At 54.8% G+C, this 12,099-nt stretch carries 9 protein-coding genes and 2 pseudogenes; 8 read left to right on the plus strand and 3 right to left on the minus strand.

Features of this window, described 5'->3' with window-relative positions:
* Positions 1-18 precede the first annotated feature (18 nt).
* Positions 19-663: pseudogene (locus ACK2SD_RS01055) on the minus strand (ATP-binding protein); the annotation flags it as partial.
* 255 nt (positions 664-918) lie between these two features.
* Between ACK2SD_RS01055 and ACK2SD_RS01060 the strand changes: the two are divergent.
* The 5 genes from ACK2SD_RS01060 (at position 919) to ACK2SD_RS01080 (ending at position 6,805) form a co-directional block, all read left to right on the plus strand.
* On the plus strand, positions 919-1,467 hold the full coding sequence (locus tag ACK2SD_RS01060; RefSeq protein ID WP_330125837.1) for a TnsA endonuclease N-terminal domain-containing protein: 549 nt from the start codon (positions 919-921) through the stop codon (positions 1,465-1,467).
* Complete coding sequence (locus tag ACK2SD_RS01065; protein ID WP_412461133.1) at positions 1,464-3,386, plus strand: Mu transposase C-terminal domain-containing protein; 1,923 nt, start codon at positions 1,464-1,466, stop codon at positions 3,384-3,386. Before ACK2SD_RS01060 ends, ACK2SD_RS01065 begins: the two co-directional genes overlap by 4 nt.
* Positions 3,383-4,273 (plus strand): TniB family NTP-binding protein, encoded by an 891-nt coding sequence (locus ACK2SD_RS01070; RefSeq protein WP_050703248.1) that lies wholly within the window; start codon positions 3,383-3,385, stop codon positions 4,271-4,273. The genes ACK2SD_RS01065 and ACK2SD_RS01070 overlap by 4 nt, the downstream gene beginning before the upstream one ends.
* Positions 4,274-4,332: 59 nt before the next feature.
* Positions 4,333-5,358 (plus strand): TniQ family protein, encoded by a 1,026-nt coding sequence (locus ACK2SD_RS01075; RefSeq protein WP_412462368.1) that lies wholly within the window; start codon positions 4,333-4,335, stop codon positions 5,356-5,358.
* Positions 5,359-5,875: 517 nt separating this feature from the next.
* The gene (locus tag ACK2SD_RS01080) at positions 5,876-6,805 is read left to right on the plus strand and encodes a hypothetical protein (protein WP_412461134.1); all 930 of its coding nucleotides are present in this window, start codon (positions 5,876-5,878) and stop codon (positions 6,803-6,805) included.
* Here the strand turns inward: ACK2SD_RS01080 and ACK2SD_RS01085 are convergent.
* Entirely contained in the window at positions 6,802-8,427 is a 1,626-nt protein-coding gene (locus tag ACK2SD_RS01085; RefSeq protein WP_412461135.1) for a hypothetical protein, read from the minus strand. The genes ACK2SD_RS01080 and ACK2SD_RS01085 overlap by 4 nt on opposite strands.
* Positions 8,428-8,825: 398 nt before the next feature.
* On the opposite strand from ACK2SD_RS01085, the pseudogene ACK2SD_RS01090 reads away from it, so the two are divergent.
* Positions 8,826-8,924: pseudogene (locus tag ACK2SD_RS01090) on the plus strand (helix-turn-helix domain-containing protein); the annotation flags it as partial.
* Between the two features lie 245 nt (positions 8,925-9,169).
* Here the strand turns inward: ACK2SD_RS01090 and ACK2SD_RS01095 are convergent.
* On the minus strand, positions 9,170-9,838 hold the full coding sequence (locus tag ACK2SD_RS01095; RefSeq protein ID WP_412461136.1) for a hypothetical protein: 669 nt from the start codon (positions 9,836-9,838) through the stop codon (positions 9,170-9,172).
* Positions 9,839-10,152: 314 nt separating this feature from the next.
* Between ACK2SD_RS01095 and ACK2SD_RS01100 the strand changes: the two genes are divergently transcribed.
* Both ACK2SD_RS01100 and ACK2SD_RS01105 read left to right on the plus strand, forming a co-directional pair.
* On the plus strand, positions 10,153-10,548 hold the full coding sequence (locus ACK2SD_RS01100) for an antitoxin Xre-like helix-turn-helix domain-containing protein (protein WP_412461137.1): 396 nt from the start codon (positions 10,153-10,155) through the stop codon (positions 10,546-10,548).
* 548 nt (positions 10,549-11,096) lie between these two features.
* Positions 11,097-12,080, plus strand: coding sequence for an AAA family ATPase (locus tag ACK2SD_RS01105; protein ID WP_050703253.1), 984 nt, complete (start codon positions 11,097-11,099; stop codon positions 12,078-12,080).
* The last annotated feature ends 19 nt before the right edge of the window (positions 12,081-12,099 follow it).

Consider the following 12,099-nt stretch of genomic DNA (forward strand, 5'->3'; position numbering starts at 1 on the left):
GTCGCCAACGGCTTGGCGTTAACTGCCTGGCCGATACTGCAGAGCCTCGGCCAGGTGCGCGCGTTCGATACGCTCGGCCTGTTCGAGGTCGGCCAGGGTTCGCGCCACCTTGAGCAGCCGGTGGGCCGCGCGCAGCGACAGGTTGAGCCGTTCGCAAGCGTTCTCCAGCCAGGTCATGTCGGCGCTGTTCAATGCACAGTGCTGACGCAGGCCCGGCAAGGTGAGAAACGCATTGGCGCAGCCCTGGCGCCGCTGCTGGCGTTCGCGGCATTCGGCGACCACGGCGGCGACGCTGGCGCTGCCTTCGCCGCTGGCCTGGTGGCTGAGGGTGGTGCTCTCGCGCGCCACGGTCAGGTGCAGGTCGATACGGTCAAGCAGGGGACCAGAGAGTTTGTTGCGGTAGCGCTGGATCTGTTCCGGGCTGCAACGACAGCGCGCTGCCGGGTCGCCCAGATAGCCACAGGGGCAGGGATTCATCGCTGCCACGAGTTGAAAGCGTGCTGGAAAGCGCACCCGGTCTCTGGCCCGCGATACCACGATCTCTCCAGACTCCAACGGCTCGCGCAGCACCTCCAGCACCCCCCGCTCGAATTCCGGCAACTCGTCGAGAAACAGCACCCCTTGGTGCGCCAGGGTGATTTCGCCGGGCTGTGGCCTGCTGCCTCTGTAGGCTTTCGAAATAGCTGCGAACCCATTACGCTAGAGGCCGCGGACCATGGCATCTGGTTGCATAAATAGATGCGAAAAATTTTCGAATTGGATGCGACAGAATTGAAAATTACTCGAAATAGCTGCGACCAGCCTAAACAGGTCCGCACGATCAAGCCGACTCGTCGCAGCGTCTCGGGCTTTCTGCCCTTCCGAGGTGCAGGTGGCGTGCCGTTCGAGTCGCTGCTCGAGCGCGACTTCCTCAAGCGCATGAGGTTCTCTCATCGCGTTGAATCAGTGATTGCTCAGCCTGTTCGGGTGGATTTTGTCGACGCACTCGGGCGTGCTCAGACCTATACCCCCGACTTCCTCGTGCACTACCGCCAGCCACTGGGCGTCGACTACATGAACTACATCAAGCCGATGCTGGTCGAGGTCAAGCCCGCCTACGAATGGCGCAAGAACTGGCGCACCTGGCTGGGGAAATGGAAGGCAGCGCGTCGCTACGCGCGGCAGGAAGGCTGGACCTTCAGCATCTACGACGAATCGCGCATCCGTGGACTGCCGCTCGACAACATCACGTTCCTGGAGCGGTTCGAGCGTTTGGACTTTGATCGGGAAGATATCGACATGGTCCTGAAAACACTCCACGAGATGGAGTTTGCTCCTGTGCACTATTTGCTTGCGCGCCACTTCAAGGGCGTATACCGCGACCGTGGTGTGGCACTGTTGTGGCACCTGATCGCAACTGGACGGGTAGAGTGCGATATCACCGAGCCTTTGAACGAATATCTTGAGCTTTGGGTGGCCACGCCATGAACATCTATGAAATCGACACGGACGAGCACCTCGTCCCATTCGAGCCGTCCAGGGAGCGTGTGCGTGTCGAAGTGGGCGAGATGGTCCGCCGCGACAAGCAGGTCTACCGCATTGTCCAGTTGCTCGACTTTCAGAATGTCGTCGGCGTGGAGGTCGAGACTGGCCGAAGTGTCTCGCTCCGAATTCCAGAATTGCAGACCGTAGAGCAAGAGCGAGTTGATGGTCTTTACGTCAACTACGACATCTCGACAATCAGCTCGGATGAATGGGCTGTTGCCCAAAAGCGCTTTTCGGCGATCAAGCCTCTATTGCGTGACTCGGTTCTGCCAAGAAGCAGCGTAGAGGCGCGCGCCAAAGAGGTTGGTGTCGACACTGCCACGCTTTATCGTTGGTTGGATCGGTACCAAAGTTGGCAGGAGGTGCTGGCGCTAGTCCCACGCAAGCGTGGCTGGCAGTCCGGCAATAGCCGGTTGAGCGCCCAGGCGAATCAGCTCATTGATGAGGTGGTTGATAAGCACTATCTGACAACTCAGCGTCATTCCGTCCAGTCGACGATCAAAGAGATCGAAAGGCAGGCCAAAGCGCTTGGTCTCACCCCCCCTAGCGCATCAGCGATCAGGGCCAGGATCAAGCGAATTCCAGAGAAGATCGTGTTGCGTCGGCGAGGTTTCGCTGATCAGGCTCGTAATCGGCACACACCATCCGTTGGCCAATTCCCCGGAGCCGACTATCCGCTGGCAGTCGTCCAAATTGACCACACGCCAATCGATCTGATCATTGTGGATGACCGGCACCGCAAGCCGATTGGCCGTCTGTGGCTGAGTTTGGCAATCGACCTGAACTCGCGGATGGTCGATGGCTACTACCTTGCGTTGGAAGAGCCCTCCGAGATCTCTGTCGCTATGTGCCTGGCGCACTCCATTCTGCCTAAGGAGGATTGGCTTAATCTCCATGGCATCCAAGGCGAATGGCCAGTGTGGGGTTTCCCTCGTGTTGTCCATACGGATAACGGCCCTGACTTCCGGACCGAAAACTTCCGCCGCTCGTGCGCGAACTACAACATCGAGAACCAGTTCCGGCCGGTGAAGCGGCCTAAGTATGGTGGCCATATCGAGCGGCTACTCGGTACGTTCATGAGAGAGCTGCATGCGCTGCCTGGTACCACGCACAGCAACGTTTCCGATCGAGAGGGCTACGATTCAGACAAGCACGCGGCCCTCACGATGAGTGAGTTTGAAGAGTGGCTGGTGCGGACCATCATCCTCTACCACAACAACTACCACTCCGCGATTTACATGAGTCCGGCGCGTAAATGGCATCTCGGATTCTTTGGAAGTCGTGAGGTCGATCCATTGGTGAGCATCCCACCGCGGCCTGCGGATCCTCTCACGGTCCAGCTGGATTTCATGCCGTCTTACCGTCGAACGGTGCAACATTATGGTGTGCAGCTTGATGTGTACTACTACTCGGAGGCTTTGCGGCACTGGATCGGGACGACGGACCCTGAAACCGGCCAGGCTCGCAAATTCGTTTTCAGACGAGATCCTCGTGATATCAGCGTAATCTGGTTCTACGACCCTGTACTCAAGCAGTACTTCCGGGTGCCAGTGGCCAACCAGGCGTTTCCAGCAGCAACGTTGTGGGAATTCCGTGCCGCGAAGAAGCAGGCCGTTGACGAAGGACGGAAGCACATTGACGAGGCGCTGATCGCCAGGATGATCCTGGAGCGTCGTCAGATCGTGGACACGGCTTCGGCAACTACCAAGAAGGCGCGTCGGGACGCGCAAAAGAACAAGGTGCACAGCAAGAATTCCACGCCGGCGCGTCCTGTTAAAGTACCCGTGGAGGCGCCACCTTCAATTTCTGCGAGTGACGGGCTGCTGCTCGATGATGTTGATCTGATCGGTGATATCCAATGACTGAGTACGCACATCTACACGCAGATTTCAGACCCGTGCTGCAACTGTCGGACCGCGAGCGTATCCGATTCATGGGCGAGCCTCGCTGGATTGGGTATCAGTCTGCCCATCACATCTTGGACAGCTTGGAATGCCTGCTTGATGCGCCTAAGCGAGCGAGGATGCCCAATTTGCTGATCGTGGGGGAGCCGAACAATGGCAAGACGACGATTATTCAGCATTTCGACAATACTCATGGTAAAGGCTATACCAACGACAACGCCGAGCCTGTCAGGCCGATTATCGTGGCGGAGGCCCCACCTTCGGCGGAGGAAAAGGATCTCTACGTTGCTATCCTGGACCAGCTGTGGATGCCATACCGAACCACGGATTCCAAGGTCACCCTTCGCTTTCAGGTCATCCACGCATTGCGCCATCTCAATGTGCGCATGTTGATCATCGATGAGATCCACTCACTGCTTACAGGGCCTGCTACGAAGCAGCGTGAGGTGATGAATGCGATCAAGATGCTGTGTAACACGTTGGTGATCCCGATCGTTGGTGTCGGAACACCTGATGCCGTACAGATTCTTCATCTCGATCCTCAGCACGCCAGTCGATTCGATGTCATCAAACTGGATACTTGGAAGCTCAATGCCGACTTCCAGCGCCTGTTGAAGGCTTTTGAAGCAGTGCTGCCGCTCAAGAAGCCATCATCGTTGTTCAAGCCAGAGCTAGCTCAGCTGATTCATTCGATCTCGGGGGGAAATACCGGTGACCTGCATGGCTTGTTGATGGAGTGCGCCAAGGAAGCCATTACTTCTGGTAAGGAGTGCATTGATCGACAACTCATCGAGAGTAAGTCGTGGAAACGACCTACACGTGGCATCCGGGAGCTCATTGTTTGAGCCCCAGATGGCCACTCACTCCAGCGCTGCTGCCCGACGAGCTTTTTTCGTCCTGGTTGGTGAGAACAGCGCATGCTCATGGTTGCACCTTGGATGTTTTGACGGGGGCGACCGAGACTGGCCCGAAGGCCTGGCACCATGATGTTGATCGAGGCGTCAGCGAGCTGCAGATTGCTGGGCTTTCCAGGCAGGCGGGTATCTCGCCTCAAGCGTTGTCAGCTAGTACCCTCTTACCCACAGCCCAGGGCTTGCATCGGTTAGATTGGTTGCATCGGAGCAGCGTCTGGCCCTGGTTGCTGGTTGCCGGCTGTCGCAACGCGGCCCGCGCAGGTGGCCTGCAGTGTTGTCCTGCCTGCATCAGCACATGCCCACCGCATTATCAGATCCAAGCTCGTCTGGCCTGGCACACGTGCTGCGTAACGCACCACATCCAATTGATCGACCGTTGCTCTAGCTGTTACGCAGTGCTCCAGCCAGCTCTGCTCAAGCCCACTGTCACCTTGGATCACTGCCACCAGTGTCTATCTACGCTGCACGGGGCGCCCTTTCCTGAAGTGGACCCAGGCGCCCTGGCTTTCCAGGTATATGCTGACCAGACTTTTGGTCGGACAGCATTCTTCGGGAAGGTTGAGCTGACCTTCAGCGACTGGATGTTCGTCTCGCGCGTTATGGTTTCCATGATCCAGGGTTTCTTGAGACATCCCTCTACCAGCGCGAAAGCGTTTTGCCATTCGATGGACCTAGAGGGTTTCGACAAGCTTCAGCGCTCGACTCTGGGGCTGCCCTTTGAGTACTTGAGCTGTGCAGAGCGCTCTGGGCTGCTCGGGGTGGTTTGGGCAATAATGCAGGCTGGGCCCGAGCGATTTTTACTCGCTGCAGCCGAAGCATCTCTTCCGTTGTCGTCCCTACCGTTGCCAAGAAGATCGGCATCTTTGATTTTGTCAGCGTTGTCCACAGCCCTAACCAAGCACACGCCTCATCAATGCCCCCAGCATGCAAATGACCCAGGCCTGCATAAGGCGGGCGATGTGCTGCGGTCTTGGGTGCGCTTGCAGAGAAGGATTCGTAGAGATGGTATCCCCTGAAATACCCCATGGTGCGGGATGCCATGGTTGCGGTCGCGTAATGGCTAAGACCAAGAAAATCTACAAAGGGCAACGCTATTGCAGTACGTGTTACCCGCGGCTATTCAAACGACGAATGTGTCCGGGGTGTGGGAATCATGCTCGACTTCCCATTAAGCAACTGAATCCGGCGCTGGATGCTCACTGCAGTGCATGTGAACGCGCGGGACCCTGCGTACGCTGCGGTAAGACGGAGTTCGAAGTGGGTATGCGCACGGCGTATGGGTCGGTGTGCAAGAGCTGTATCCCGTATTTCCGACATCCTGAGCCGTGTGAGGCCTGTGGGAAGCTTTCTCAGCGGCTCGCCATCAGCTCAGTTACAGGGCAACGAAGTTGTCAGAAATGCCGAGAGCCCGCAAAGGCGACATGTCCAAGCTGCCGCCGGCACAGGGTGTTAGTCGAAAATGCGCACGGCGAAATGCGGTGTAAAGCTTGCCACGAGGACGGCGAGCGACCGTGCCCATCATGTGGAAAGCACATGCCGGCCGGTCGCGGCACTGAATGCGAGCCGTGCTATTGGAGTGCGCTTCTGTCCAAGCGTGTTGCGATCAACTTAAATGGTCTCAGTGCAATTCTGGGCGAAGCCTTTAAGGCGTTTTCACTCTGGTTGCTCGAGCGGAGCGGCCCACACAAGGCGGCTCTGAGCATCAATGGTCACTACCTCTTCTTCCGCGAACTGGAGGTGACCTGGGGCAGCGTGCCGTCCTATGAGCTGCTTCTCGATCATTTCGGGGCAGCCAAACTGCGTCGTGCCGAAAACCCAATGCGCTGGCTCGCTGAATCCGGTCATGTGCATGTCTGCGAAGCGAGTCGTGAACACCACACTGAACAACGCCGGATCGATGCTGTTTTGGCTGAGCTGGAGGAAGGCTGGTCACGAAAGCTGTTGTCCGGTTACTACGCGGTCTTGTCGTCTCGCGTCAGTCGACAGGAAGCAGATCTGCGCTCTGTCCGGCTGGCTCTGAGGGCTGCAACGAACTTCCTCAAAAGTGCGCGGCTGGCTGACGAGGTGAGTCCTGGGATGAAGGCGGTAGAAGCCTTTTGGCGGAGTTCTCCAGGTCAGATTGCAGCCGTCACCGGATTTATTGGCCACCTAAATAGAACCTATGGCCTGCAGCTGGAAGCGAAGCCGGACAAGCGCTGGCTGCAGAAAGCGAAGAAGGCGAAGGCCGAGCGAGAGCTCGTGGCCTTGCTATGCAATCAGGACCAGCGAGACTTCGAAGTTCGCTGGATCGCCAAGGCGCTGCACTATTTCCATGATCTGCCTCGTATTAGCCGGAAAGCGCTGGCGTACAGGGCCGAGCGTTTCGATAACACGGACGGTTTCAGCGTTGAGCACGGCACCTCCAGGCTGTGGGTACCTGCAGCCAGCAGTTTCCTTGGCTCGCAGGAACTGAGGAAATCCTAAACAAGTTTGATCTTCATCTGCCCGAACGCATTTATGAACCTGCGACGGTGAACGAGAGCCTTCCCGTGCGGGCGGTGGCGGAAAATTATCGTTTCGTTGGGGAAGAGCCCAAGAACGTCCCAGAAATTGCCCAGCGCCCGGCGCGTTGCATTGCATACCCTGTTGATGAATTGCTCCATCTCCACTGGATCAGTGATGTTGCAAGGCATCAATACTCCAGAGTAACCAATAGGCTTCTTGTTCTTTTCGTCCGGTTCAGCCCGCTGGATCTCGAAACAGAGGTAAGCCTGACCATCAACGGTGATGCGTAGCACCATCATCCCTCGACGCTCAGTAAATTCTGCGTCGAGGTAAATCCACCGCAGGGCTTTACCCTGATCAGGTCTCAGCCCCTCGGCAGTGAATAGGATGATTCTAGGTGTAGTGCTCGAGCAGAATCTCGGCGGCGTGTACCAGCTCACATCGGTTACACGACCAGGGTTGTCTTTCTTGATCGATAAAAATGCGTGCCAGACGTCGTTCAAGAACCCAAACGACTCCACTTCAGCATCGGGAGTGTTATCAGCCACATGCTCTGATTTACCCACACCTTTTCTTCGGCCGGAACCTGTACCGTTCGCGTGCGTCTCTGGTTTCGGGGGGCGTGGTCCCAGACGGCCTCGATCTGTTTGGATGACATTTCTGACCGTTATGACTTTACGTGCTTTACCTAAACGAGCGAACGGTGGGGTTTTGACGATAGTGATTTCGGCATGACCATCCGGTTCGATGTAGGATTCTTCGGCAAGGAACTCCTCGGCCTCAGCGGTGCGTACAGTTACCGGCATGACAATGCGGCCTCCGTCCTTCCCATCGCTGCTATCGAACTGGTTTGTGGTCCACTCCACCGGCGTACCGTCGGGCTCGCTAGCACCGGCCAAGTTCAGTGACAGGAACGTGCTCCCGTTGTTTATCCATTTGCCATAGCAGCGCAGTCTCGCGGGTCCGGAGAACCAAGGTTCAACTCGAGGAAAGACTGCGTCCCCAGGTCTGGACGTCACGAACTGGTTGTTCAACCTGCGCACCTGTTCCTCGGTGTAGTCGTCATAGAGCAGGTGGCCCAGAAAGGCGGAATCGTATTTTCGGGCCTTGTGTGTGGGCCTGACGATCCAGGCGTGCTCGTCCCGTTCGGGAGGGTCGTAGAACACGGACAAAATGTTTGGATAGAGCAACGTGGTGATAGCGCGGCAGACGTCCATGTTGCGGGCATAGGCTTTGACGAAAAAGTCGATGCAGGGGACCAGCAGGTTCTTTTTATTCCCGTCTTCGTCTTCCTCTTCGAGCTTGAAGTTAAGTAAATGGCCCCGGTCGTACTTGTATCTCAGGGGATACTCACTGTCAGAGAAGACGTGCTCCATGTCTTCATGAATTAACTGCTCTCTGGAGGTGATGGACCATCCTCCTGGTGAGAAATCCACATCACGTTCTAGGCGTGTGAGCTTGGTATCCGAGATGCACCGGCCTTCGCGCCAAATTGTGCCGATGCCGTAATGAGGCACGTTACTCAGTGGGACTAGCGCACGCGTGTCTGGACCTGGGACATTGTCATAGAGCCGTTTGAGATGGAGCTCCACCAGCGGCATTGTTTTGGCACGTGCGTTGTGCCGGATATGGTTATGCCACCAGACAATGTGGTCTCCGTGCAGCTTTGCGATTGCGCTGTCAGGGGTGCGCAGGTCTGATCTGGGGTACGAAAAATCGATTCGTTCAACCGGCTGGACCAAAACTCCGCTCCCATAATGGTAATGTGCCAGCCTGGAGTGTACCCAGCCGGCAGCTAGCTTGCGACGCAAAAATGACGCTTTTTTTTCGGCGCAAGGCGTCTAGTGCGGTGCGTCCGATCGTGCGACATCAGTGACGTGCTGAGCTACTGCAACACCTTTGATGCCTGTACCTTCTCTATCCTTGACCCAAAAGAGGTCGCTCCAATCGAGCTGTGCCTGCCTACCCCGAAGAATTCAAGATCGAAGCGGTCAAGTAAGTGACCGAAAAAGGCAAACCTGTCACCGAGGTCGCCCAGCGCCTGGGCATGTCCGTGCACAGCCTTTACGCCTGGATCTGTAACTTTAAAAATCCCCAAGGAGATAAGCTGATGTAGCGGGGTAAGCCACTGCGGCAGTAGAAAAAGTTCGTATCGGTTTAGCTTAAGCTCATTGGATTTACTAAGTCGAGGGTCTTGATAAGCGGTAATTTACGATTCCTAAGCGCATTCAAACAGGTGGTTTCATCGTAAGGTGTTCCGGAGTTCTATGGGGCCCCACGTAAATTCGAAATGGTACTAAAGTTTCTTCCTGATCGTGATTGTGACTGGGTTATTTGTCTATTTTAATTGGCGCATAGATCTCGGGAGAGCATATCATTATCCCGGCAAGCAATTCGGATTGCTTCATGGACTGATTTGGCTCGAGTGGGAACCCAGTAGTTATCAACTACTACGTATCGTATTTCTTCTGCCCTATTTCTGAGCGCCATTCGCTTCAGTGTCGCATCGATTATACTAAGTGCTTTATTTCTGGGCTCTACTTCATAGGCTATGTCGAAGACGGCGGCCTCTAGCTGTAGATAATCTCTGCTATTCAGGGGGGGAAGTCTGAATCTATGGTTTTCTCCTGCAGAAATAGTTTCGCCATCCAGTTCGTGGAACTCAATAATTGGGACCGTGCTAGTGTTCCCACCGGGTATAACGGCTTTGCCATTCCTCATTTCTCCATAAATTGCACGGGTAGTTTTTGCAATGACCGGCTGTGCGGGATATGAAATCTCAAATTTCTTTACGACGATGTCGGCAGGTGAGTCATTATTTAGAGAAAAAATGTAGGAGCGACCATGCGGCTTCTCGAAGGTGAGCTTTGGGTCGCTAATTAAGAATTTGTAGGAAGTCGCAACTATAATCCCAAGCAAGCCTGCGCCAGACAATGCTTGAAGTATCGAGAAAACCGATTTTTTGTATTTCCCTTTTCGGGTCTTTCGTCTATGTTTTTCTTTATGTTTCATTTGGATTCCCTGTCTGGAAGACATCTTGCGCGTCGTTAGCTACAATATGATATTGGATTGTAAGGAGACATGCGAACACGGCCACGCCTTTTGACTGGATTCTTGGCAAGGAAGCATGCTTCTGACAGCAGCTTTTGACGCTAAGGATTGCTGCGTTGATCGTCGAGCGTATTCGGTCGGGTAGTCACATTTCCCAATGCGATCGCCGAAAGCCAAGCTCTTAACTCTGTGCTGTGAGGGGGCGCTTACCAGTGAAGCACTGGAAACAGGTCGAGCAACAAAGATAAACTGACCGCCGCAGGGGAGGTACGAGCATGAACAGCATTAGGGCTCTCACTCAGGAACAATCCTCGACCGGCCTGAAGGTGGCGCTTCGGATAATCAATGCCTGGCAAGCTACGCCTGCACAAGCGTGCAGTATTCTCCGCATCTCATCGTCCACGTACCGACGGGCAGTGAAAGGGCTCGCTGCCGGTCGCCGGCTCGATCTCGACCAGCAACAGCGCATCGGGTTGGTGCTGGGAATACATGCATCCCTGCGCGTCGTCTTCACTAATCAGGCGAACGTCCTTGGTTTCCCTGCCCTTAAGAATGACAATCCCTTCTTTGAAGGCCGCTCTCCTGTTGAGGTAATGGCTCAGGGTGACCTAATTTCTATCTACGAAACGTTCAAGCGCATCCAGCGTCTGGAATGGCTCGCTCAGCCTTGAGCGTGTGGTTCAAGATTGTATAACTAAGGTCGGTATCCAGGCTTAAAACTGACATATACACTTCAATTGCAATTGGTTAGTTTAGCATCAGCAGTATTGGGTGCCGCATATCTGCCATCGCGTTGATGGCTGCAATGCGCTCGATCAATAGAAGTTGTCGATCACTTGCTCCTCAGGATAAGATAGTTGCGAGGAGTTTATTGATATTAAAGGTGAGGTGATTAGTCGCCCTGCCGATGTTCGCCTCCTCGGTTTGCCGTCTACCACGGCAGGCTAAAGCGCGTGGTTTACGAGTTGCCTGCCACTCGTCGACTAGTGGAAGAAAACCTAGGAATCGCTGGAGAAATACTGGACAAAAAGCCACCATAAGCGATAATCTTACGCATAGCTTAGTGCAATGGCTTTTTACTGCTCAGCACTTTAAATGGAATGGAGTCCTAAAAATGTTAGCTCGCAATGATTCAGCCTGTTAGTTGTACTGCTTAGGGCAAGAATTGGTTTCATGAGTTGACGACTCTGAGAAACAACCTTATGGCAGGGCATATAAAATGGCGAACGGAAAAATACTTAGGCAGCTCTTAAAGGCGGGGGCGATCGGAGACCAGGCGGCGTTCCGCCGTGCCTCTGAAGCTATTATCGAAGAAGAGCGCCAAAAGCAGCATCACTTACTTGCAAACGATTTAGAGCAAATCCTCTATGGCGGGGATATGCATATTCAGTCTGCCCGAAAGCCCCAGTTTGCTGCAGACATCCCCGTAGACAAGGAGCGTGGGCTCCCTTTGCTCGACATCAGACCTCCCAAGCGATCGCTGGAGGAGATCATTCTCCCCGAGAGCAGTGCGTCGATGATCGAGGAAATGCTGGAGGAACATCGCCGATCAGACGTGCTGCGCAGCTATGGCATGAAGCCGTCAGGCAAAGTGATTTTCTTTGGCCCGCCCGGATGTGGTAAGACCTTGGCTGCGGAGGTCATTGCCTTCGAACTGGATCGTCCGCTTGCCATTGTCCGTCTCGATGCGTTGGTCTCCTCTTTCCTGGGTGAGACAGCAGCCAATTTGCGGAAGGTTTTCGATTTCATCGCCAAACATCAATTGGTCGTTCTTTTTGATGAGTTTGACGCCATTGGGAAGGAGCGCGGCGATAGCGGTGAGCACGGTGAACTCAGGCGCGTAGTTAATGCCGTTTTGCAGATGATGGATGCCTATGACGGGCAGAGCCTGATCCTGGCGGCAACCAACCATGAAAATATTCTCGATTCGGCAATTTGGCGTCGATTTGATGACGCTATTGAGTTTCCGCTGCCCGATCGTAAACAACTGACAGCATTGTTGCAGCTCAAGCTGCGGGGCATTCGCCGCCAGTTCGAGCTAGATGACGCCGAATTACTGAAAGAATTCGATGGCAAAAGCGGTGCGGATGTTGAACGTGTTGTTCGGCGGGCTGTTAAGCGTATGATATTGCGGAACCAAGAGTTCCTTACCGTCAAAGAGCTGCGTAATGCACTGGTGCGAGAGGGACTTCGAAAGCACTAAACCGCTGCTATCAAGGATG

The organism is Pseudomonas sp. SC11, from assembly GCF_047039205.1.
In the GTDB taxonomy this organism is placed as follows: domain Bacteria; phylum Pseudomonadota; class Gammaproteobacteria; order Pseudomonadales; family Pseudomonadaceae; genus Aquipseudomonas; species Aquipseudomonas boreofloridensis.